The organism is Shewanella canadensis (assembly GCF_003966225.1).
GTDB lineage: Bacteria > Pseudomonadota > Gammaproteobacteria > Enterobacterales > Shewanellaceae > Shewanella > Shewanella canadensis.
Window position 1 is genome coordinate 273275 of sequence record NZ_RXNU01000001.1, and the last position, 22705, is coordinate 295979.

General features: G+C 42.1%; 21 protein-coding genes and 1 pseudogene. 9 read left to right on the plus strand and 13 right to left on the minus strand.

Annotated elements, in window-relative coordinates; translation table 11 throughout:
- Positions 1 to 1190: 1190 nt before the first annotated feature.
- On the plus strand, positions 1191 to 2027 hold the full coding sequence (locus tag EKG38_RS01145) for a DUF6236 family protein (protein WP_126517898.1): 837 nt from the start codon (positions 1191 to 1193) through the stop codon (positions 2025 to 2027).
- A 175-nt stretch (positions 2028 to 2202) separates the two neighbouring features.
- Here the strand turns inward: EKG38_RS01145 and EKG38_RS01150 are convergent, their stop codons facing one another.
- Positions 2203 to 2820, minus strand: a complete 618-nt coding sequence (locus EKG38_RS01150) for a hypothetical protein (protein ID WP_126517900.1) — start codon at positions 2818 to 2820, stop codon at positions 2203 to 2205.
- 74 nt (positions 2821 to 2894) lie between these two features.
- Positions 2895 to 3890 carry a nuclease-related domain-containing protein gene (locus EKG38_RS01155; protein ID WP_126517902.1) on the minus strand — a complete coding sequence of 332 codons (996 nt, stop codon included), beginning with the start codon at positions 3888 to 3890 and terminating at the stop codon, positions 2895 to 2897.
- A gap of 320 nt (positions 3891 to 4210) precedes the next feature.
- Between EKG38_RS01155 and EKG38_RS01160 the strand changes: the two genes are divergently transcribed.
- The 3 genes from EKG38_RS01160 (at position 4211) to EKG38_RS01170 (ending at position 7459) form a co-directional block, all read left to right on the plus strand.
- Positions 4211 to 5389, plus strand: a complete 1179-nt coding sequence (locus tag EKG38_RS01160) for an AAA family ATPase (protein WP_126517904.1) — start codon at positions 4211 to 4213, stop codon at positions 5387 to 5389.
- Positions 5390 to 5851: 462 nt separating this feature from the next.
- On the plus strand, positions 5852 to 6508 hold the full coding sequence (locus EKG38_RS01165; RefSeq protein ID WP_126517906.1) for a Qnr family pentapeptide repeat protein: 657 nt from the start codon (positions 5852 to 5854) through the stop codon (positions 6506 to 6508).
- A gap of 312 nt (positions 6509 to 6820) precedes the next feature.
- On the plus strand, positions 6821 to 7459 hold the full coding sequence (locus EKG38_RS01170; protein ID WP_126517908.1) for a hypothetical protein: 639 nt from the start codon (positions 6821 to 6823) through the stop codon (positions 7457 to 7459).
- Positions 7460 to 7514: 55 nt separating this feature from the next.
- On the opposite strand, the pseudogene EKG38_RS01175 reads toward EKG38_RS01170, so the two are convergent.
- From EKG38_RS01175 to EKG38_RS01205, 7 genes and pseudogenes are all read right to left on the minus strand, one after another.
- Positions 7515 to 7655: pseudogene (locus tag EKG38_RS01175) on the minus strand (excalibur calcium-binding domain-containing protein); the annotation flags it as partial.
- A 17-nt stretch (positions 7656 to 7672) separates the two neighbouring features.
- Positions 7673 to 8062 carry a hypothetical protein gene (locus EKG38_RS01180; RefSeq protein ID WP_126517910.1) on the minus strand — a complete coding sequence of 130 codons (390 nt, stop codon included), beginning with the start codon at positions 8060 to 8062 and terminating at the stop codon, positions 7673 to 7675.
- 3 nt (positions 8063 to 8065) lie between these two features.
- Positions 8066 to 8905: an SIR2 family NAD-dependent protein deacylase gene (locus tag EKG38_RS01185; protein WP_126517912.1), complete on the minus strand. Its 840-nt coding sequence runs from the start codon at positions 8903 to 8905 to the stop codon at positions 8066 to 8068.
- Between the two features lie 10 nt (positions 8906 to 8915).
- Positions 8916 to 9722 carry a protein-ADP-ribose hydrolase gene (locus EKG38_RS01190; RefSeq protein ID WP_126517914.1) on the minus strand — a complete coding sequence of 269 codons (807 nt, stop codon included), beginning with the start codon at positions 9720 to 9722 and terminating at the stop codon, positions 8916 to 8918.
- Positions 9723 to 9882: 160 nt separating this feature from the next.
- Positions 9883 to 10719 carry an MBL fold metallo-hydrolase gene (locus tag EKG38_RS01195; protein WP_126517916.1) on the minus strand — a complete coding sequence of 279 codons (837 nt, stop codon included), beginning with the start codon at positions 10717 to 10719 and terminating at the stop codon, positions 9883 to 9885.
- A gap of 103 nt (positions 10720 to 10822) precedes the next feature.
- On the minus strand, positions 10823 to 11728 hold the full coding sequence (locus EKG38_RS01200; protein ID WP_126517917.1) for an MBL fold metallo-hydrolase: 906 nt from the start codon (positions 11726 to 11728) through the stop codon (positions 10823 to 10825).
- A gap of 49 nt (positions 11729 to 11777) precedes the next feature.
- A complete protein-coding gene (locus EKG38_RS01205) occupies positions 11778 to 12386 on the minus strand; it encodes a short chain dehydrogenase (RefSeq protein WP_126517919.1) in 609 nt (202 codons plus the stop codon).
- A 98-nt stretch (positions 12387 to 12484) separates the two neighbouring features.
- On the opposite strand from EKG38_RS01205, the gene EKG38_RS01210 reads away from it, so the two are divergent.
- Positions 12485 to 13390, plus strand: coding sequence for a LysR family transcriptional regulator (locus EKG38_RS01210; RefSeq protein ID WP_126517921.1), 906 nt, complete (start codon positions 12485 to 12487; stop codon positions 13388 to 13390).
- A 157-nt stretch (positions 13391 to 13547) separates the two neighbouring features.
- Positions 13548 to 13952: a hypothetical protein gene (locus tag EKG38_RS01215; RefSeq protein ID WP_126517923.1), complete on the plus strand. Its 405-nt coding sequence runs from the start codon at positions 13548 to 13550 to the stop codon at positions 13950 to 13952.
- A 125-nt stretch (positions 13953 to 14077) separates the two neighbouring features.
- On the opposite strand, the gene EKG38_RS01220 is transcribed toward EKG38_RS01215, so the two are convergent.
- On the minus strand, positions 14078 to 16696 hold the full coding sequence (locus EKG38_RS01220; RefSeq protein WP_126517925.1) for a DUF6242 domain-containing protein: 2619 nt from the start codon (positions 16694 to 16696) through the stop codon (positions 14078 to 14080).
- 344 nt (positions 16697 to 17040) lie between these two features.
- On the opposite strand from EKG38_RS01220, the gene EKG38_RS01225 reads away from it, so the two are divergent.
- The 3 genes from EKG38_RS01225 to EKG38_RS01235 all read left to right on the plus strand — a co-directional run bounded on the left by EKG38_RS01225 (position 17041) and on the right by EKG38_RS01235 (position 19632).
- On the plus strand, positions 17041 to 17442 hold the full coding sequence (locus EKG38_RS01225; protein WP_126517927.1) for a hypothetical protein: 402 nt from the start codon (positions 17041 to 17043) through the stop codon (positions 17440 to 17442).
- Between the two features lie 217 nt (positions 17443 to 17659).
- Positions 17660 to 18826 carry a BamA/TamA family outer membrane protein gene (locus tag EKG38_RS01230; protein ID WP_126517929.1) on the plus strand — a complete coding sequence of 389 codons (1167 nt, stop codon included), beginning with the start codon at positions 17660 to 17662 and terminating at the stop codon, positions 18824 to 18826.
- A 2-nt stretch (positions 18827 to 18828) separates the two neighbouring features.
- A complete protein-coding gene (locus EKG38_RS01235; protein ID WP_185826748.1) occupies positions 18829 to 19632 on the plus strand; it encodes a hypothetical protein in 804 nt (267 codons plus the stop codon).
- A gap of 159 nt (positions 19633 to 19791) precedes the next feature.
- Here the strand turns inward: EKG38_RS01235 and EKG38_RS01240 are convergent, their stop codons facing one another.
- The 3 genes from EKG38_RS01240 to EKG38_RS25425 all read right to left on the minus strand — a co-directional run bounded on the left by EKG38_RS01240 (position 19792) and on the right by EKG38_RS25425 (position 22696).
- On the minus strand, positions 19792 to 20064 hold the full coding sequence (locus EKG38_RS01240; RefSeq protein WP_126517931.1) for a DNA polymerase III subunit epsilon: 273 nt from the start codon (positions 20062 to 20064) through the stop codon (positions 19792 to 19794).
- A 320-nt stretch (positions 20065 to 20384) separates the two neighbouring features.
- Entirely contained in the window at positions 20385 to 22388 is a 2004-nt protein-coding gene (locus EKG38_RS01245; RefSeq protein WP_126517933.1) for an alkyl/aryl-sulfatase, read from the minus strand.
- A 146-nt stretch (positions 22389 to 22534) separates the two neighbouring features.
- Positions 22535 to 22696 (minus strand): excalibur calcium-binding domain-containing protein, encoded by a 162-nt coding sequence (locus EKG38_RS25425; RefSeq protein WP_126517935.1) that lies wholly within the window; start codon positions 22694 to 22696, stop codon positions 22535 to 22537.
- Positions 22697 to 22705: the final 9 nt, after the last annotated feature.

Consider the following 22705-nt stretch of genomic DNA (forward strand, 5'->3'; position numbering starts at 1 on the left):
CTCATATCGTCATCCCGGCGAAGGCCGGGAACCAGCTTTTATCTTTGCTTTAAGCTAATCAAGCTGCGCTTGATAAACGTCGTGGAATTCCATTCCACACCTGGGCAAGGAGGACTGCTCGTCCTTATCCTCCTTGCATCCACCTATGACGCCCCGGCGAAGTTACATGCATTGAGTCCGGGCCTCATACTCCGATAAAAATGGCCTAACGACTCAGATGGGACATCCATGTCCCCCCGAGCCTGAACCATCATCCATGATGGTTCTACGGCATTTTCACCTGCGTATTTCGGCAACTTCCAACGGGGAGTAGTTGTAACCTGCGGCGGTGTTTGGAGTAGCTAAATTTTACTCTGCCCCCACATATTCACAGCCTTATTGTAGGAGCGGCTTTAGCCGCGAAGCCCTTCGACAAATTCCAACGAGAGGATTTGAATCTGGAGGATTGCTTGGATATGTGTGGTTTGTTGATATCTACGTGAGATTAGTATGCATCTAATTGTTTTTGTAATTAAATTGATGTCTGACGATTAGTTTAAACTGTGAGGTTGATTGAGTTTTGCACAAACGAAATACCATACGATTAAAGCTCTACTCCAACTGGGAATCATAAGATGAAAGCGTTAAATGTATGTTTATTAGTTCTAATATCATTATTTTCCACGATGACATTTAGCTCTACAGCAGAGGAGCAGACTAGCAATCAAATCCTAATAGTAGAATCTGACGGAAATGATTTTTTTGCTGATAAAACATACGTAGAAAGTAGTTTCATTAATGAGTTGATAGCAAAGAGTTCAGATGTCTCATTCGCCAAATATTGCTGCAAAACTTGTAGGAAAGGCAAAGCATGTGGTGACTCGTGCATAAGCAAAACTAAAGCATGCTATAAAGCAGAAGGTTGTGCCTGTAATGGCTAGTTGAAAATATTGGGATGGATAGGTCATCCAAAGCTTTCGTCATTCCCTGTAAGCCAAAGTACCAATGATGTAGGAGCTGCTTTAGCCGCGAAGCCCTTATTCCAACGGGGGCAGGCCGTAACCTGCGGCGGAATTTGGAGTCGCTAAAGTTTACTCAAGCCCACATATTCATGCACATACTAATTAACAGCACCCTTTGTCTTGATATTAGTTGAACCGATATTATTAAACGGATAGTCTAATAACCACCTGAAATTAAGGAGTATTGTTATGAAGCGTGGGTTGATGATTACTCAGGATATTATTGCTAGAGGCGGAAGCTTTGACCTCAATGGTGGTGTTGACCAACAAGCATTAAGGCAATACTTACTATTTTGGGACCGTTTATCCTGCCCGCAAAGTAATATAATTTTCGCAGGCCTAGGTCCTGACTTTGATTTTTTGATAAATGCAGGAATTGCTGATTATAAAACAGTTACTTTTTCTGGTTCAATAAGCCTTAACAATGATTTTTTTAGAGAGCTAGAGACACGTGCATTAAAGGGGCTGTCTAAAGATAAAGATACAAACTGGTGTTTGGCTTCAAGTATTAAATTGTTGGGGTTGCAGCCAGTACAATCTAAAAAAGAAGAAGCTATATCGGTTCATTTGTTAGATGCCATGAAAATCTTTACACCTGAAGTACCTCTTTCGGAAGTTTTGGAGTTTAAGGAAAAGAGGTCAGAAGAGTTACTTGAATTTAGAGATAGTATGGACGATTTGAAGAGTGCGATACTTTTGTCTGCAGATTCTGATGAGGTGTTAAGAAGGAAAATTAGAAAGATAGAAAGAGACATCGGTGATGTGAACCGCCTAATTGAAGAATCGCGCCAGCCATCCATTAAGCGATGTGCTACTGAGGTACTAACATTTACAGGAGGTGTTGAATGGATATCATCAAGCCTAATTTCTATGGGGTTATTAGAAGGCTTTGAAATGCTTTCGAAAGGGGTTGGTTTGGCAGGTGGCATTTATTTGAGCCTTAATAAACTAAATTCTCCAGTTAAGCTGCCTAGCCATCTTAAACAATATGCTTATATTGCTCATTCGCAAGCTGAAATCATATAGGTAGCAAATTTTGATAAGAATAAGTGAGTGGGAGGATTACAAGGCCACTAATCGTTAATGAATGGTGTGAATCGAGAGGGGAGGTCAGTTAGTTGGGGGTGTTGTTTTATAGGGCATGGAGGTCAGAGTAATATTATATTCTGACCCAATTTATTATTAGTCGATGCTTATGTATTTAGATGAGCGAGATTTCGAATATATTGACTGATAAGCCTTTGTCATCAGAGTATCCATAAACCCCTTTCTCGAGAGTATGATATAAACCTGTAACAGAAAAGTGATTACCAATCTGATTTCGGATGCATGTCAGTCTCTCGTCTAGTCGATCCTGATGTCTAGCTGATCTTGAACAGTAACTAACCCTGTTTATGAAAACAATGAAACCTGTTGAAAGCCGCTTACTTCCATGCTTTTCTTGTGCAAGGGCCGATATTCTACGAGCATCTTTCATCAAAGACTCTAACTTTATGCCTCGCTTTACTTCAATAACATGACGAGGTGTTTTAGTTTTTTTAGATAAAAGAGTAATATCAAAATTTCCGGTATCTCTTAAATCGTCAGGATTATCAGAACTATTTACCCCAAAATGCTCCAAAAGTTCCTTTACTTGCATTTCTAATTTATATCCAAGAGTTGGGATTTTAGATGTAATGAAATCGACAATCTTTACATTTAAATAGTACTCAGGGGCTTTTCCAAGCCTTTCTCCTGACATTTCATAATATTCAGTTGCTGCAGATTCAATCGCATCGATAATAATGTTTTTTATGTTTCCCTTTGTTGCCCTTTTCATAATCCCACCACCTAGTTAGCTAATTAGTATCATTACTTAATATTTCTTAAATTTTCCTAGTTGTAGCTGTATGGCTAAATCAGCAGGGTTCCACTGCTACAATCTTGGCAGTTCAATGTGTAAGTCTCTTTTCGCTTCTGTACTTTGGTGTTTTTGCTTTGGCACTGGGGACAGGCTTGTTTCATGGGTGTGTTCTTAGTGCATTGATTGCATTTAATGTAGTACCCGAACTTGCCATACATTGGGGCGTAGTTTGTTGATTCTCCACAATGTTTGCAGCATAAGTAACTCTGAGTCGTTGATGTTTTTTTTGCTTCTGTCTGATACACGGCAGTGGGTACCTGTATCTGTTGTGGGTCGCTTGGCGCTGGCGTGGTTGTATAGGTTGTACTGTTGGCAGCTGTAGGTTCTATCTGTTGGCTTTCTATGTTCTGTTTAAGCAGGAATGAGCCTATAGAATCTAACTCTTCTTCAGAGAAAAATGGACGGGTGTCGCTAAAGTTGACGACTCTCATGAACCTGTTTTTGATGTTCATGACTTTATTGAGTTTATCGACCAGAAACTCCGACTTTACGAGCTTGTCTGAGATTGCTGCGGGGATGGTTTTTCTGTCGATAACTGCATCGCTGGATATGGCGCAGAGATGATCCCAGCAGCGCATGTTGAAGCCTTGCTGCTTTACCCCCAGTAACTTACCTAACATCTCGCTTTTATGTTCTTTTAATAGCTCTCTTAATAAAGCTTGCTGCAGTTCTACCTGCTTGATGGGAGATGCCATACCTTGCCACTTATTGTTATGGCTGCGGGTCCACTCTTCTTGCTTGTTAACCTTTACATGACCCTTGATGCTTTTAGATTCAATTAATACAAAGCCGTAGGGATAGATAATCAGGTGATCGATCTGCGCCGTTTCGTCATTAAAGGTAAACTTGAAGTCGTTGATGACCAGTACTTGCTTATGAGTTTTGAATGCCCGGCGCAGAAAGAAGGCAACACTTTGCTCTTGCTTTTGACCTGCAATAGATTGAGGTGTTTTACTGCTTTGAAGTGACTTAGTTTTGAGAATCATTTATCAATCGCATCCATTCAAACTTGATAATAATCAGTGCCATAATAACTGCTTTGGGGGGGAAGATATACCCTTACTTTTACTGTGAGTTAATGGGGCTGAGGGTCAGACTCTGCCCCCACTTTTAGCCGCGAAGCCTCTTCCAGCGGGAACTAGATGTGATCTGAAGCGGTGTTTGGAGTGATTACTATGACCCCTTTATCAAGTAGCTTTAACCACGTGCTATAGCGCACATACTGAGGGTACCTTGGTAGTATCCTCGACTCTGTTGGTAGTATTCTCGGCGATGTCCATCAGGCATTTATAGTAGAGGTAAGTAAGTGAACGAGTTATTACTACAAATAAAGGCACTCACCAATGGTGATCCTTTGTTGACGGCTGTAATTGTTGGAGTATTGACATTAACGTTAAGTGGACTCGTGGGCTACATGCTAAAAGATATCCCTGCGAAGATGTTAAGCTGGGTCAGTAGCCTGCTGTTTATGCGGCTGACTATAGACGATAGCCATCAGGCGCGCACAGAGGTATTCAATAAACTGTCATTTCTGATAAGTAATACTACAATTCCGCTATTTTCTCGCTCTATCTCTGAGGCTGTTTACTATGACTATCGTGCGAGTTACGACGGTCGTATAAGTGTTAAGTCTATCGGTTACGGTATGCACGTGTTTAAATACGATGGTTGCTTCATGTTGGCTACTCGATCCAAGGTCGATAGCACTATGCCGTACGACACTATTACTATAAGTGCACCATGGTGGGCAAAAGATAAACTACATAGTTTTTTAGAAGACACTCGTGGAGACATATCTACTGATCCAAGAGTTAATATTTTCGAGGAAACAGAATGGTGTCGCTATGGCACATTGAAGTCATCAGGTTTTAGTGAATTAGTGCTAGATGAAGGGTTTAAGCAGGAGTTCCTTCGTGAAGTCGATAACTTCGCAAGTAGAGGGAAATCGGTTGTAAGTAAGCTAACCCTACTGTTACATGGACGAACGGGTACCGGTAAGACTGGTATAGCTAGAGCCTTAGCTGTTGAGTATTGTCGCGATCTATACATACTGAATCTTTCTACTGTAAATGATGCCACCGTTCATAAGGCTATTAGAAAGGTACCGCCTGGAGCTATGTTGTTAATAGAGGACTGTGACTGTGTAAAAGCTACGGTATCACGTGCTGCTGAAAGTAATGCAGATAATCCACCGCTAACCTTAGGTGGCGTTCTAAACGCGCTAGACGGAGTCATTCCTCTTGATGACTGCCTTGTCATAATGACCACAAACCATCTTGAGAGTCTTGACCCTGCGTTGGTACGTAAAGGTCGTGTAGATGTCAGTATTGAAGTACCGCTTATAAGTGCAAAACAAATCAATAAAGACTACCTGGACCGTTTTGGCGCAGTTATCAATAGAACTGAACCTATGTTAGGTTGTGAAGTATATGAACTCCATCGTAGAGCCAGCTTAAGATATAGTGTGTGTTGTAAGCCTCTGTAACCCCCCCCCCCTGAAATAGGCTCATGTAGTGGTCAACTAATTTTGGCCACGGCTTTTACAGGTCAAATAGGGTAAAACATGCCGCGTACATAAATGGATAAAGGGATCAGAGGTTATCAAGCGTGCTATTAATTTGTAGGGCTCCCTCAGGCTCAGCCCTACTTTTCTTTCTCATTTTTTCCTTTTCTATTTTGTTCTTTTCCTCGAGTGGCATTACCTCCTCTATTCAAATCTATCTGTCCGACTTCCTGTAAGCCCCTGGGTTGAGTGAAAGTTTTTTCTTGGTCTCCGCATCTTAATATCAAATTTTACTAAGGTCTAAGAGCTATTTTGACGCCTTAAAAACGCTTATGGTGTTGCGCGTAAGCTATTGTTTTTTAGGGGTTTGTTTTTATTGGTTTCTATGGTTGAGAATGTTAGCCTCCGGTTTTCAGACCTAATGTTATTTAGTCAGAGGCGTTAATGAATAGAAAAAATGAGGTATTCGATGGGGTTGATTTTAGCCATCAGGATTTGAGTGATTCACATTTTGAGCTGTGCAAATTTTATAACTGTAATTTTTATCACACTGATCTCAGCGACAGCCGCTTTATCAACTGCTCATTTATAGAGCAAGGTTCAGTGAGTGGTTGTGACTTTGAATATGCTAACTTGCAAGATTCGAGCTTCAAAGGTTGTCAGTTATCTATGGTTAATTTTAAGGGAGCTAATTGCTTTGGTGCCGAGTTTAGAAACTGTGACTTGAAAGGTGTTAACTTTCTTAAGGCCCGCTTTGCCAATCAGATCAGTAATCAAGTGTATTTCTGTTCCGTGTATATAACGGGGTGCAATTTGTCTTACGCTAATCTTGAGCGTCAATGCATTGAGAAATGCGATCTATTTGAAAATAAATGGACTGGTGCAAATTTATTTAGGGCTTCGCTTAAGGGTTCTGATTTGAGTCGAGGAGACTTTTCCAGTGATGCTTGGGGCCAGTTTGATGTGCGAGAGTGTGATCTTTCTCATGCTGAACTTTCTGGGCTGGATCCAAGAAAGGTAGATCTTAGCAATGTTAAAATATGCATGTGGCAGCAGGAGCAGCTACTTGAGCCGCTAGGGGTGATTGTTGGACCTGACTGATTAGGGAGATTTGGGCCATAGTAAAATTTTACCCTGACCCTTTTTTGTCGTTATCACCCTGATGAGCTTATGACGCTGAGACTATAATTGACTTAGTGGTTTGGCTTGCACAAATGCGTTTATTTGAACAAGTTTATCCGGCATAGACTTGTCATGAGTAAATAAATGCAATAAGATTGCGCGCAATTGAATTGCTTAAAATTTAAATTTGATATGACAACAGTATAAGGCAGCAGGCAGCTCAGTGGATGCCTGTAGCAAAACAGATGTTAAATCAGGTTTATTCAATCATCTTTAGTAATAAGGAATACCATGAAAGCAGCATTAATGATTGGCCAAGGTGCGATGATTTTGTTCATTACGCTGATTAGCAGTGCAGCGAGTTATGCCGCTGCAACACCTGAATCTGAGCCCGCCGTTGTAAATATCGATGAAGCGAGTTTTAGCTGTATACGCGACATGACGCCAGTGCGCCACTTTTATGTAGATAATCTGGTAGGAGACCTTGAAGGGACTCTGGCCGCCGCTAACTCGCCTGAGGGAGCGATTTATCCGACTGGTTCTGTGGTGCAACTGGTACCAACCGAAGTTATGGTCAAGCGCGAGCCTGGCACTTTTCCGGCAACCAGTGACTGGGAGTTTTTTGAGCTAGAAGTTGATGAAAGGGGTTCTAAAATTGAGAAACGTGGTTTCGTTGATGTAGTGAATCGTTTCGATGGCAACTGCTTCGCTTGTCATGTGCCCGCTAAAGAGAAGTGGGACTTTATTTGTGAGTCGGGACACGGCTGTGAACCGATCCCAATCGACCATAAAATGACTGGCGCATTGCAGCGCTCAGATCCACGTTGCGGCGAAGCGGAGCTGGAGTCCGGTGATACCATGGCACTTATCAAGCTTAAGCTGATGGTCAGCATTGGCCTGACCAAGAAGTGGCTGGAAGATCTGTTTTAAGCTAATCAAGCAATAAGTCGGTCAGAGTAAACTTTTCCCCTGACCCTTTTTGTCGTTAATACCCACAGTGTTGCCTTTCGCAGGGGATGCCGTCGCCATCGCCGTGCATTTTGGTGCAGGGGCAGTTTCTTTGGTAGTACTTGGCTTCGGCGCATGAACGCATCTGGCTACAGTGTTGTTTTCCTGCTTCACAGCGGTGATCCCATTTTTTCATTATGAAAATGGATTATCAGCTTCCATGGTTCGTATTTGCATGTGCTTTTCACTTTGAACTAGTTGAATAGTGTGTAGCGGGCGATATAGCTTGATACCAATTGTTATATCCTTAAATTGAATGTAAGTAACAGTCCAATCATATAAGTCATAATTCATATCAATCATTTTGCCGTAACGATAAATCTCATCAATGGTTTTCTCGTATACACTAAAGGCCTCTCTGTAGCTTTTTAACTGAACTTCTTCCATATAATAGTTGTGTTGATTAATGACAAAATTGGACCGTCGAGAAAACTTACCGTACTTTAACCATTTCATACTTGTTTGATTAAACAACCAAAACAAGCTAGTGATAATAATAATGCCAATTAAAAGTAACATAGACAAAAGTTAGATCTCGGCCAGTTTATTTAGCCACTGACAAATATCATCTTCCACTAACAAATTGTGCGCTTTGAGTTTATCTTGTGACCTAGCATCATCTTTATTTAACCTAATTAAATGAGTGTGAGGAAATTGGCGGCTAAATTGTTCAAATGGAAAGCGAATAATTGTTGGCGTGTTAAAACCCACGCCAAGCTCCAACAGGAGTAATTTTTGGTTATGAAACTGACCCAAAAATTCGCTGTATCCTTGTTTGGCAGCATGCCAGTTTGAATTTTCCACAAAGGTATTATCAATTCGAACATGCAGCATCATTGGTTCGCCGCAATTTGGGCAATACGGCACCAATTCGCTGGGTATTTGACAATCAGCTTGTTGAGCAGCCATTGCAGAAATCTGAGATTCATTATCATACAGCTTGTTGTGACACGGCACTGTACATTGAAATTTACCGTAATCTCCCTGCACCGCAAAAATATTTCTCTTATCAAAACCTGCGCGTTCAAATTGAGCATCGACATTGGTCGTAATAATAAAGTATGGCTTGTGACGAACCAAATCGAGTAGTTTCAAATAAACATCACCCACTTTAGCATCGTAACGATTAAGTTTGACTTGTCTTGACCTGAATCCCCATTTGTCTTGCAAAGAAGCAAACGGGTAAAAACCAGCCGAGTACATATCAGTCATACCATATTTAGCAATATAGTCGGGGAAATGCCGCTGAAATCGTTCTCCGCCATACTCAAGACCAGCCGCAGTCGACAGGCCGGAGCCAGCACCTATTAAAACAGCGTCACACTCTTGTAATAACGCTCGGCTATGGGAAATGATTTTATCGTCCATTGGTATTCTCTTATTGTAAAAGCTGCTGATACAAACGAGTATCTTCGGGCATAAAAGTATTAAAAATGACGGTATCAATGTTGGAGTTTGGATTGTTTAGCAGCCACTGCTGAACTGCTCTAACAGCAGCCTGAGCTGCAGACTCCTGTGGATAACCAAAAACCCCCGTAGAAATACAACAAAATGCAATGCTTTTAATACCTGAAGTTTGACTGGCTAATGCTAAACAATTTTCATAACATAACTGCAGTAACTTTTGATGTTGATCAGTTACACTCCCCTGCACTATAGGACCAACTGTATGAAGTACATATTGGCAAGGTAAATTGTACCCGCTAGTTATTTTAGCTTTACCGGTTTCTTCGAATTGTCGTTGAGCTTTGATAATTGTGGCGCAATCATCTCGCAGTCTGACACCTGAAGCAGAGTGGATGGCGTTATCAATACACCTGTGAAGCGGTTGAAAACATCCTTGCAGCTCTTTATTCGCTGCGTTAACAATCGCATCAGCCGCAAGTAGTGTTATGTCACCCTGCCAAAGTTTTACGTTAGCTTTCCCAAAGCGTACTAGGGTAGGCAGCGTATCAGTAGTGGTCACAGATTTTACTGCTAGCTCTTGCTGCAATAAGTCATCTAGCAGCGCAGTTTCTTGCTCACTCAAGGTAAAAGGAGGAAGGGTATTTAAAGCCGCTCTTAATAGCTGCCTTCTTTGAAGTTCACCTTGTGGGGGATTACTCATTAGCTTCTGTGCATAGGGCTGCAACGCTGTTAGTAATTGCTCAGTAATGTCTTGAGCTGTATGTTGATGTTGCGACATAGATATACCTTTAAGCATTTTTATTTGTTAACTAAGCGCCTTATAGGAAACATTGCAACGTTCTGGGGAGATAGAGCTTCTATTCCCCATTGGCACTGCGAAAACTACAACAATGTGATTAATCGTTGCTGCCTATAAACCCAATTTAGGCGAATTGTTATTAAGCGCTTTCCTTTACGTGGTAATTAACACTGTGCACAAGCAAGAAATCATCTTGAGCAAAACCAGGAAAAGCGGCTGTTAATCTATCCATCGCACCTTGCTGAGTTTTTTCAGATTCAGTTATCTTAAGGAACTGCTGCAGGTAGCCTTTCATATTTGTTACCAAAGTTTGGTCTCCGCTCTGACCGTGTCCAGCATAAAAGGTCCACTTATCAACATCTTTCATTGTTAATATTTCGTTTAAAATCTCAATCCACTGAGCTATTTCCTGCCTGTCAGTACCTGGTCCGCACCAGGCGTGCACCTTGTCGTATAATAAATCGGAAGCAAGAAATGCTTTTTGCTCAGGTATTGTCAATGTTGTCATATGCCCACATTCATTCCCAGGGTAGTCGGCATGAACATGAATGCGGTTAGCCTCTAAAGGAAGTTTTAAAAATGGCTCATCAATAACACTCACTAAATTGGCGTAGTCAAATCCCGCAGGGTTTTCGGTTGTTTTCACTTTCATCTGCGGCTCATCTTCCAGCCAGCCGACAGATTCCATCCACTGTGAAAATCCAATAAGGTCATCTTTAATAGCTGACGTTGCGACCTTAACTGGTACATTAGGAAAACGGCGATGTAAAACCCCCAGGCCCATATAGTGATCAGCATGTCCATGTGTAATAAAAATGCAGTTTAGCTTTTTACCTTTTTTCTCAATATGATCAGCAAGACTTTCAGCTTCTGCACTGTTTCGAAGCGCATCAACAACAATAGCATTTTCATCATCGGACAGAATATAACTGTTTACATTGGCTTCGGTGCCTTCATAACGTTCAATATTAATCATTCGAATTACCCTTATATTGGTTGTAGATTTTATTGAATAACTACTTGGCTCTAGCTCAAGAGCTCAAGGTCCAAGTAGTATTCAAAGACTATTTTGTTGGTAATTACTTCATATGATTATCAACACTATATTTCAGTAAGAAGCCGGCTTCTTTATACTCTGGGTATAACGCTTCCATTTTCTTCATGGCTTGTTCTTTAGACTTAGCCGTTGATGTAATGTGGTTAAAGTCATCAATATACTCTACCAAGGTGTCAAACAAGGTGATATCAGCAGGCTTACCATGTCCAGGGTATACTCTTGGGTTGCGCTTGCTATATTCAGACTTAGATTCCTTCAACTGCGCTCTCCAATTAGCCACGTGCTGTTTGGTTACGCCTTGGCCCATCCATAAATGTACCTTGTTATAAGTTAGATCAGATGAAAAAAGTCCATTTAAATCATCAACAAAAACTGTTGTTAAATGCTCAGATTCTGCTGGAGAATAGTGAGTATTAAGCTTTAGCTCACCGCCGCCATTCATCGTTAGCTTATTTGTAGGAAGAACATGGATATTTTTCAGGTAATCGAAACCATCAGGGTTTTTTTCAGACTTTGGTTTTAGTAAGGGTTCGGCATCTAACCAACCGACACTTTCCATCCAAGTAGAAAAGCCAAGAATATCTTTTTTAATCTCTTCATTTGCAACCACTATTGTTGCTTTTGGAAACGCTTTTGACAGCCAGCTCATGCCTGTATAGTGATCTGGGTGCCCATGAGAGATTAGGATGTGGCTTAAAGGAAGCCCTTTATCCTTAATCGCCTTGGCAAGCTTTTTCGCTTCGGCTGTCGAGCGCTGAACATCCATAACAACTAACGATTTACCGTTTGAAAAGATATATGAATTTACTGTTGCTGTTTCACCTTCAAAAATATCGACAGTAACTGCACTGGATGCATGAGATATCAAAGGGGTACCTAACAATAAAAGCATGGTTGCAAATATAATTGGTGTAATAATTTTATTCATCGTAATGTCCTTACAATTTAGATGTTTATGTCTAATTAACCTGTTTGAATTAGTTACCTGCAAACGCCTTAAATGTTTGCCCTGTTTCGACTCCTAATACTGAGCGAACATAATATTTCGCTAAGTCTTCGGCATTAATTGAATTGAATCCTGGAAAGTAATCGCCATAGGTGTCTAATGATTCAGTAACGACTGTAGGACTAACAACATTGATACGTATGTTGTTAGGCAGCTCTACCGAAACGGCTTTGGCAAAATGCTCTATTGCACCATTTAATGTGGCTGCACTAGCACCATATGCAATCGGATAGTCAGCGATAATGCCACTTGTTAATGTTATGCTTCCGCCATCATGTAGATACTTGCTGCCAATTTGCGTTAAGTTAACTTGTCCCATCAAACGACTATTAATACCAAGGTCCCACTCTTCACGAGATAGTTCAGAAAATGCATTAAACGCGATATTGCCCGCAGCACATACAATGGCATCGACCTTACCAATAGATTCAAATACTGAATGAATTGATGCTGTATTGGTGATATCAATTTGCACGTCACCACTGCTGTGGTTTGCTTTAATTACCTCATGCGCAGTTGCTAATGCTTTTACAATTTGACTTCCGATGGTGCCTGATGCACCTATGATTAAAATTTTCATTTTTGTTCCTGTTGTTTTAATATTTGAATTATATGCCGTTATTTTTTTGTTAAAAACCGCATAAAATAAACGCATTGTTTACATATTGGAGTCAATAAATGAACCTTAGCTATTTACAGACTTTTCTAGCCGTCGCAGAAGAAGGTAGTTTCACAAAGGCGGCGGACGTACTTGATGTATCCAAAGGGTTAGTTTCTCGTCATGTATGTAATCTTGAAAAAGCGTTAAATTCCAAATTGTTTCATCGAACTACTCGGCGTATAGCGCTAACAGAAGTTGGAGAAGAATTATTTACCAAAGCCAAACAGATCCAACTTTTAGCTTCTGAAGCGGAAATACGGGTAAAGGATATTACTCAAGAGTTCTCTGGAGATTTAAAAGTCAGTGCCCCGTTTGAGTTTGGGCGAGCACTTTGCCGTCATGTTATTCCATCATTTCTGCGCCAACACCCGCAAATAAACCTTATTCTTGATTTTGGCCCTATCAAAAGAGAAATAGCATCTGGTGACTGCGATGTCGCTTTTCGGGCATATGAAGAGTTACCGAATGATGTGGTTGGTAGAGAGTTAGGCTTTATTAGAAATGTACTGGTTTGCAGCAAAGACTTTGCCCAGCATAATGAGATTAAATCAATTAAAGATCTGCATCATTGTGCTTTTATCTTAAATGGACAGAACGAACGCTGGAATCAACTTGAGCTGGTAAATGGTGATAAAAAATATCAAATTGAAGTAGGTGGAAATCTACGTTCAAATACATATAGTTCTATCTTTTCGCTGGCTGAGCAAGGCTTAGGGATCGCCAGTCTACCTTACTATCAAGTAGAGGAATCGCTAAAAAGTGGGGAACTCATTCACCTTCTTCCTAGTTGGGCAGTAAAAACACATAAGCTAAGTTTACTATATGCCCAAAGACGAATAACGCCGAGAAAGCTGGTAATGTTTAATTTGGCGGTAAAAGAATGGTTGGGATCTAGTCAGTTATATTTGATAAATCAATCATAGACCCCATAGTTAATGGCACATTCTCAGACCTTATTTTTCTAACTAATGGGGTCTCAGGTATTTTTTTCAGATATTTTAAGCTAGGCCTCAGGTATGTTGATTAAAATCGATGGCTTGGCTATCTATTTCTTCAACAGTAAAAGAGGGATCTATCATCATGGGTAAACATAATTCAAACACTGCTCGCCGAATGCCTTGGGTGGCTATCGGTGTCATTACATCCATAGTGATACTACTTGGGCTGTTGTTAATGGTGATGCCCAAAGGTTTTAAGACGACTCACGAAGAAATCGGTACTGGTAAGCCTGCGGTGGTGTTTGTCTATGATCCCAACCTTACACTGAGTAACAGCCAGACAGAGCAGATGAATGAAGCTCGTACGCATCTTGGCGATCAAGTGTTCTTTCTCCTTGCCAGAGTGGGTACGCCTGAGGGAGATCACCTGATCGCTAAACACCGCGCTGGCTCAGCTGAACTCTTACTGTTTGATCCTGCTGGCAGCCTGACTAAAAGGCAGTTTGCTGTGAAAGGTGCTAACGAGCTAATTCAGTGGCTGCAGTAGAGCAGTAGCGGCTGGCATAATCTATATAAATGGGGTAAGAGTAAACTTTTTCCTATCTCGGCTTTTTGATTTAAAAAGCTAGCGCTTCACGTATTAGCGCTAGCTTTATTTGCGAGGCTAGCTGTTTAGAAGCTTAATTCGTGGCGTAGCGCTCTGCGCCAATCGATTCCGTTACTCGAAATCCAGACTTCGTTGGAGTTAAAGTAATACTTATTGTCAACGGGATCTTTGCTGTAGCCACCCATGATGACAAGCTTGTTGTCGTGCACTAATGCCTTGTATCTACTGCTAGCAAAGAAAGGCAGCTCATCGACCGCTTTGGTCCAGCTGACGCCATCTGTTGAGTGCCATAGGTCGTTAAATTGCTGTTCTGAACCTTCACCACCAAATGCCCACAGTTTGCCGTTAAACAGGACCACTTGCTCTATACCTCTTGCTCCCAAGCTTGTATTATTGGCCTCTAGACTCCAGGTTACCCCGTCGCTCGATGACCAGATATCACTGAGTTTAGTCATATGTTGGCGACCGGCCAAGACCCACATCTTTCCCTGAAAGCTGATGATTTTTGTATCATCTCGCTTAGGAAAGTTGTTCGAATTATTTACTTCTTTCCAGGTTTTGCCGTCAGTCGAGTTGTGGATAAACCCTCTATCAATATCGATTGACCATAACTTACCGTCGAACAGAAACACATTTGGGCTTGAGTACTCATTCCAGCTGTAAGGTACTGTTGTGGTCTCGAGTGTCCAACTATTTCCATCAATTGAGGAGTGGCCCCCGGATGCAGCGAAGGACCAGAGTTTATTGTTAAATGAGAAAAACTTGCTGCTAGCCGCCAAAGGAAGGCTAGCCTTAGAGGCTCTTTGCCAGTGATAACCGCTAAATGAGCGCCACAATGCATGGGTAATTGTTCGATCCTCATTTTCACCGGATAACAGCATTATCTGCTGATTATGGCTAAATGCTTGAATTTTTGCCATGGCGGGCAGTTGAGCGTTGAGGGGTTGCCAATCTTTGCCGTCAGTTGTCTGCCAGTTTTCACTAAGTAGAATATTGTTCTCTTTGCTTCTGCCATTCAGGACGAGTAGTTTGTCGTTATGGACTGCGGTAGCAAAAGATTTCCTTTGGCCGTAACCGGTGATATCTGGCGTAATATCCCAGTGTATACCATCGGTCGATACCCAAGTGTCACTGAGAAAGTAACTACCATTGGGATCCATAGTCGGAGTGAATCCACCCGTGAGAATAAGCGTATTATTGACTGTATTGACTTGGTGGCGGTTTCTGCCCATGAAGCCTGCATCCGCAGACTCCCGTATCCACTCAATGCCATCGGCAGAGCTCCAGACATCGCTTAGATGAGCGTAGTTGCTATCGCGACCACCTATTTGCCAGAGTTTGTCATTAAACTCAGCGAAAGCCGCCTTCGTGCGTTGGGTTGGTGTTGATGTTGTTGCTTCCTGAGTCCAGGTCAAACCATCTTCAGAAGACCAGATCTCATCAACAAACTCGTCGGCGGTAAAGTCATACCCGCCATAAATCCACATCTTGTCATTAAAGCTGGTGATTACATAGCCGTTTCTGTCGGCATAGCCTAAATCTGCGTTGATGAGTGTCCAATTAACACCATCAGAGGAGCGCCAAACATCATTGATTTGACGGTCAGCTACTGAACCAATTAACCAGAGCTGATTATTAAGTTCAAATACAGCGAGTGGTGTTCTTGCAGAAAAACCAGCATTTTCAGTAACCAGTTCCCATATATTGCCATCGAGCGAACGCCATATATTGTTGGTAAGTTCTTTATTGTTATAACCACCAAAAAGCCACAGATAACCCTGGAATGAGATAGCTTTAGGTGACAATAGATGAGGTGGTTGATCTGTCGAGACAAATGAGGATTTACCTGATTTCTCACCATGCTGTAAAGCAAAATACCCGTCAGTTGAAGTGGTCAGTATTGTGTCTAATAGTGGCTCTGTAGTCAGTTCATCGACTAGGCCATTATCGCAATGAGATATATCTGCAAAATCACAATCCGCTTGCGAGGTTCGCGCAAGTTGTAGGGGAGTATCAACCTCGGTTGATACCAGCGTATCATCACTGCCGATTAGTAGGTTTAAGGCTATAGACTGTGGCGCTACCGATACAATAAAACTACTCGTTGCTTCAAGATAATTGTCAGATTCCGGCAGCGTGGCTGTGAGCAGTGTTTGTCCTGCAGTTTTTGCTGTTACGACTCCGGCGCTGTCAATAGAGGCAATATCTGAATCATTACTACTAAAGTTAACGTTACCTGACTCAGGAGTTATAGGGTTGGTGTACGTTTGTTCGATAAGTAACGCGACCGTTCCGGTGTTATCGAAGCTAAGGCTTGTTGGCGCCTTATTGACGATAAGTTCGTATGAAGCGGAAGCGGCTTTATATTTAGCATCTTCGGTAATGTGAGCGGAAATAATGCTCGAACCTGCATTGAGTACCGTAATTAAACCTATGTCAGATACTGTTGCAATAGCGGGATTTGAGCTTGTGTGGCTGAGGATTCCTGAGCCGCTGAGACTATCAATGGTATTAGTAAAAGACGAATCACCATGGACTGTAGTCACACTGTTAGGCTGGCTAAATGTGATGGTTCGGCTTAGTTTCACAGTGGGGGCAGGTTCGTCCTCTCCTCCGCCTCCACAAGCAGTAAGTTGTATTGCTACAAGTAGTAGAATACTGAATCGTATTAGTCCTTTAAACATCTCTAACATCCCTATTGGTATTATTTAGTGTCCGAAGAGGTGAACTCCCGGATGTTCTTACTAGAGCTAACTTTCATATGTAAGTAACTAATTTAGCTTTACGGTATTTAAGTGGTTGTCTATCAAGAATATAATGTTACCGGCATGCTATTTCTATGTTTGATTTATGTCAAGGTGAATGTGGTGCTCATTTCTATGAAAGGGGTCAAATAAGGCGGGTCTGAGCAAACCTGATTCTATGGCTTTCCTTTACTCAGGTAGCTTTGTATTTACTAATACTGAGTTAGTGTTATCTTGTATGGGCTCGGCTTGAAGCAAGAACTTACATTGGACGTAGGAATGTCATGACTAAAAAATGGATTTTATCTTTATTACTGCCAACTATTGGGGCTATCGGACTTTTTATTCATCCAGCCATCGCTGCTGAGGCAATAATGGAATACTGTGACAATTGTTCGGTGCAGCAAATGGAGAGTATTGTAAGGGCGAAGTTTAAATATAACCGCAGTTGCCCCTATGCCGAAAAAGAGCTTTGCCGTGAGGAGGGGTATAAGGAGCATCATTTGTTTATCTCCAATTCATCACATACTGAAGTGATGAAGTATCAGATTAAACATGGTAAGTATTTTCTTTACTATCAAAAAGTAGAGTTAACAGCCGATGAGTCTGAGTATTTTTCTGCGTTAGTTGAGTTGCGACAAGATCTGCTCGATTATTCGAACTCGGGGGAAAGTCTTTTTAAATAGACTTTGCTTTATCGCTATGACTACAGGCAGTTTGAATCATTTCTTAGTTAGTCACTAAGCTATCAATACTTGATTAATCCTTAGACAAAAAAGTCATTGTTGAATACTGTTGTAGTGGTAGAATGCCCGCTCGGCGAGTTCTATGGCTTTGTTTAATCCTTATTAAATAAAATATCGCCTCTTAATCCCCATTATCTTCGTTCTGATTCGAGTATTTATGAAACGGTTTTTATTGTTAACCCTGTGCGCTTTTTCTAATCTGGCTGTCGCTGTTGAACCTCTGATTGAAACCCCTGAGAACATGGAACCGACATTTGTCGATGATATCTTGTCAGTGTTTGGTGCCGATGGTGAGTTTGACCAAAGCAAAGCCATCGATATGAGTTACCTGCCAACGGCGTATTACACGCCAGAGAAGAAGTTTGGTGTCGGTCTGTTGATGGTGGGTTTATATAAAACCGATGGTGCATCGAGTGAAGAGCAGCCGTCGTCGTTAGTGTTGAATTCGTTTGTATCGATGAACAACTCCTATGGTGTCGAAGTTGAAAATATGACTTTTTTCAACGGTGGCAAGCAGCGATTATTACTGGGGTTAGAGTTACACAATGAAGCTGCGGTTTACTATGGCCAAGGTATCGAGCAAGGTGATCAAGACATTAATCACCATGAGTTTGAAGAGCAGTTATACCGTTTCAAGCCTCGCTGGATGACTGAAGTTGCCGATAATTATTTTCTAGGCGTCGGTGCCGATTTTACTTACGCCAGTGCAGAAAAGTTAGAGTTGGTGGAAACGGGCGTACCTGTGGATTCAGGTGATATTTTGCCAAACAACTTCAGCTCGGGTGTGGTGGTTACCAGTGTCTATGATTCGCGAGATTATCGATTAAATGCCACTAAGGGTTGGTTATTTCAAATTGATGCCGGCCTGTATCAAAACAGCGAGTACTCCAGCTTTTCGACTTATGATATTGAGCTAGCCAACTATATTGACTTGAGCTCAACATCAGCTCTGAGTTCTGCGCCGGGAGTCATCGCATGGCAACTGCAGGGACATTTTACCGATGGTGATGTGCCGTGGAACTTACTACCCGATCTTGGTGGTTCTAGTGCGATGCGCGGATATATTAAAGGGCGCTATCGTGATGAGCAGATGATGATGGGACAAGTTGAATATCGCTTACCCATATTCCAACGCTATGGCATGGTCTTTTGGGGCGCGGTAGGAAGCGTAGCACCCAAAGTGAGTGATCTTAGCGAGGAGCTATTAACCTCTTATGGCACTGGCTTCCGTTTTAAATTAAAAGACAATATCAATCTGCGTCTCGATGTGGGCGTGGGTGAAAACGAAACCAACTTCTACCTTAATGTGAATGAAGTATTCTGATCATGACTCGTTTATTTTCCTATCGGCCTAATGTGTTAGGGCTAGCGTTAACGCTAACCCTAACGAATATGGCATTTGCCAGCGAGTCAAAGTCGCAGCAAGATGCGCCTTCTCAAGAGCAAGAACTATCTCAAGCACAAGACACCTCTGAATCTATAGAGAAGTGTAGCCGCAGTTCAAATTACGATATTTACCTCAGTGGTATTCATACCGGAACAATGAGCAGGACGGAGGCTTGGCTTGGGGAAGCGGCGGTGGTTACCTCAAAAAGTGAAGCCAGTATTTTAGGTATCGGTACTCAATATAATCAGAGGGCTGAGCTATCCTGGTCGAACACAACGAATGAATGGGTAACTGATAAATTTCATCAAAAAGTGACCGGATTTCGCGCCAGAGACATGCAGGCGACCTTTAGCAATAACGGTCGTGAGTCCCGGGTTGATCTTGATGGTGACATAGAAAGCTATGCCTCAGCCGATATACCTCTGCGGGATGTGGACACCCTGGCCATTCAAATGCGTCAGTACCTGCTCCAAGGCCGCAAACAATTTGCCCTGATCAGACAGGCTTCAGATGCTATGGAGCGTTATCAATTCTATGTTCAAGATAAGTTGACAACAAACGTAGAACCTTGGGGGGAGTTAACCTTGATTCCTGTTGAGCAAACTGGTGCTGAAGAGGTGACATACTATTTTGCGCCCTCTATGGATTATCAATTAATTAAAGCCCGTTATCACGGCATCATACTTCAAGGACTTATCGAACTTAATCATTACAGTTCGTCTTGCGGAGAGAACGTGGGGTAAGTGGGGGGCAGAGTAAACTTTTCCAGATATTACGGCATCCCAGCTTCTCGCTCATAAGCTCAATCACCATAGGTGATTGAGCTTTGCAGTGGGGGTTAGTTGTAACCTGCGGCAGTATTTGGAGTCGCTAAAGTTTACTCTGACCCCAGATATCAGATATTACTGTTCAGTAAACTCCGCTTGAACCTTTTCTAATTCTTGCTCATCTTTAAGCTTAAGCTGTTCTTTCGCTTTAAGGTTCGCCTCTTCGAGAAGCGCTGCTTGTCTTTCTTTAAGGCTGTGTTTCTCTGATTTAGTCAGAAACTTAAAGGCTTTCTTATTGGCAAGTGCGTACGCAACGACATCTTCGCCCTTTACCCTGCGCTCATCCACTCGCTGTGAAAAACGTTCGTTATCTCGGGCTTTACGCTCTTCGGCATTTAACTTGCTCATATCTTGTATCCTCATTAGTTGGGTTTCACTACGCTCAGTCAAACAAATGAGATCTGTTGCACATTCATAAAGCTGATAGGGCAATTTTAACATAATATGCGTTGCGAGCCCCACGGTATCTAGCTTTAGTCAGGTTTTAAGCCGTTAGGAGTTAGGAGTTAGATCAATAATTAGGGGCTGAGAAAATTTTCACCTGATCTTTTTGGTTGTTAATATTCGAATAGATGGGGGGGATAACCACACTGTAGAAAACCAAGCTCAATGTGATGTGGAAGCTGGAGGTTAGATACCTCCAGCTACCCGATTAGCTGTAGATTTACTTATGGAGTTACGATATTGAACCAAAATTCAAAATCATCCAGCATACCTTGAAGCTCTTTAAATTTACCTTTGGTGCCTTCAACTTTTATTGCACCGCTCTTCACGCCTTCGGCAACAGTCAACTTACCCAGCATAATATTATCGAGTGTTACACGGGTAGTCATAATCGTAGTGTCAGCGTCATCATCAAGACCAATACGGTTATTAAGTGTAGAGTTCTGTAATATCAAAGTATAAAGCTCGTTGGTATCAGTGAAGTTAAATCCAATTTTCATCTTTTTACCTACGGCCTTCTCCGGATTCAGGCGTACCGCCATGTAATCGAGCAACATGGTTGCAGACATGTTCTGAACAATATCCGGGCTTGCGGTATTTGGCGTTGGCATCGCTTTGACCCCTGTACGCAATTCGCGCGCACCTGATAGATAAAAGTTGCGCCATGGACCGGATTCAGCAACATATCCTAACTGTTCTAAAGTATCAGCCAGGAGAACTTTTGCTTGCTGGTTGTCTGGATCGGCAAAGACTACATGGCTTAACACCTCAGCAGTCCAACGATATTCGCCCTTAGCATAAGTATTTTGGGCCTGTTTAATAACGTTATCAGCGCCTCCCATAAACTCGACATATTTTTTAGCCGCAGGCTCTGGTGGAAGCTTATGGAGATGAGCTGGATTTCCGTCAAAATAGCCCAGATAGAAGTTGTAGATCGCACGTGCATTGTGGCTGATGCTACCGTAGTAGCCATGGCTTGCCCAGTTATTATCAAGCTCGGCAGGCAGTTTTACCATATCGCCAATTTCATCCATGGTATAGCCGTGATTTGCTAAACGGAGTACCTGATCGTGGAGGAATTTGTAAGTATCACGTTGTTGAGCAACATGCTTTTTAATATCTTGAGTGCCCCAGCTAGGCCAGTGGTGTGGTGCAAAAAGTACGTCAGATTTATCCCCCCATTTCAACAGCATATTATCAATATGTTTAGCCCAAACTTTTGAGTCTCGTACTTTTGCCCCGCGCAGGGTGTAGAGGTTATGCATGGTGTGGTTGACGTTTTCAGCAGGGCATAATGCACGATACTCTTTGATGTAGTAATGCATTTCAGATGGCGCTTCCGTATTCAGTGTCAACTGAAATTCAAAATGGAGTCCGTCTATAACATGATCTTCCCAATCTTCTTTGATGATATTTGTCGGCGCAATCAGTGTGACTGTTCCTGCAGAGGTTGTGGTACCCAGGCCAGCTCCGATATTACCTTTAACATCTTTTGGAAGTACGTTGCCATACATGTAAGAGGCCCGGCGACTCATAGCATTACCCGCCATAACGTTCTCAGCAATGGCATTTTCCATAAAATCGTAAGGTGCAAAAATTTTAACCTTTCCAGCTTTTAGATCGTCGTCATTCACAATCCCGCGTACCCCACCGAAATGATCAACATGGGAATGTGAATAGATCACGGCTTTGACTGGTTTTTTCGGACGGTGTTCAAAGTAGAGATCAAGCGCTGCTTTGGCCGCTTCTGCCGAAACAAGCGGATCCATAATGATCAGGCCACTTTTCCCTTCGATGATAGTCAGGTTTGCAAGGTCATAATTCCTAACTTGATAGATGTGGTCGTGAACTTTGAAAAGCCCTGCAATATTCACCAGAAGCATCTGACGCCATAGGCTTGGGTTGACTGTAGCAGGAGCTTTCTTTTTCAAGTTCTGCATAAAGTCAAACTCCTTGGTGCTGAATATGATGTTTCCGTCTTTATCCTTGATGACCTCCTCTCCACGAGCGATAAACCCCTTTTGTGCGTTTTTAAAATCGCGAGAGTCTTTGAACGGTAGTACTTTGAGCAGATCTGTGTTGATCTTCTGAGTAAAGCTTGTCGCATCTTTCTCAACACCTAAAGGTTTGGCAGCTATAACTGATCCACCGCCACTGGCAAATGCCAGTGAACCGAACAAAGAAAGACTTAACAAGATTGTGACGGCCATATTCAATTCACGTTTCATTTCAGTTTATCCCTATTCTGTTTATCCCTATTCGGTACCTGTTTTGGTGCGAAGCCATTTGTGAGACATTAAGTGTCAGTGATGATGAGTTTGTGCCAACCGCATTAATACTGATGAAAGTATAGAACGCATCAACAACAAGTCTATTATTTGCGATTTATACTCAATAAGTGGCAATGAATGGGGTCAATAAGTGGAGGAATAGTAAACGTTTTACCTGACCTTTTTGCTCGCGAATAGCCGCAATGTTGTCTTTCGCAGGGGATGCCGTCGCCATCACCGTCCATTTTGGGAATCAACGGTGCCATGCACAATAT